Annotated in this window: 1 protein-coding gene; it reads left to right on the top strand. The window is 44.7% G+C overall.

Going from position 1 to position 518, the window contains the following annotated elements:
* Nucleotides 1-79 precede the first annotated feature (79 nt).
* Nucleotides 80-518, top strand: a 439-nt coding sequence (locus D8790_RS10710; RefSeq protein ID WP_446677490.1) for a mucin-binding protein, incomplete at its 3' end; no start/stop codon positions are given.

Consider the following 518-nt stretch of genomic DNA (forward strand, 5'->3'; position numbering starts at 1 on the left):
AGAATTGGCGAAGATCTCAGAAGGCGGTAAGTCAGGCGAACCAATTAGCCGTGACCAATACCTTGCGAAGTTGAAAGAATTGACTAACCAAGGTTACAAGGTTGTGAACGATGAGTTCAAGGATCCACAAAACTTTGATGATGATGCAAGCAAGGACCAAAACTTCACTGTTCAATTGGAAGAAGGCGTAGTACCATTCGATCCGAATAATCCGCCGAAACCAAACGATCCAATGGATCCTAAGAATCCGGATGGACCTAAGTGGACAGATGANAAGATCAAGTCAGCTCAACAAGAAGCTGTGAAGGAATTGAGCCGTACGATCAAGTACGTATACGAAGATGGTAAAGAAGCAGCACCAAGCTTCACAGACAGCGCTAAATTCACGCGTATTCTGAAGATCAACGTCGTAACGAAAGCGATCGTAGAAAAAGGCCCATGGACATCACAAGATGACGTGATCAAGGGACAAACTTCACCAGACATCAAGGGTTACGTAGCAGATAAAGCTAGCGTAG

Origin of the sequence: Streptococcus cristatus (genome assembly GCF_003943535.1) — a bacterium.
Taxonomy (GTDB): Bacteria; Bacillota; Bacilli; order Lactobacillales; family Streptococcaceae; genus Streptococcus; species Streptococcus cristatus_L.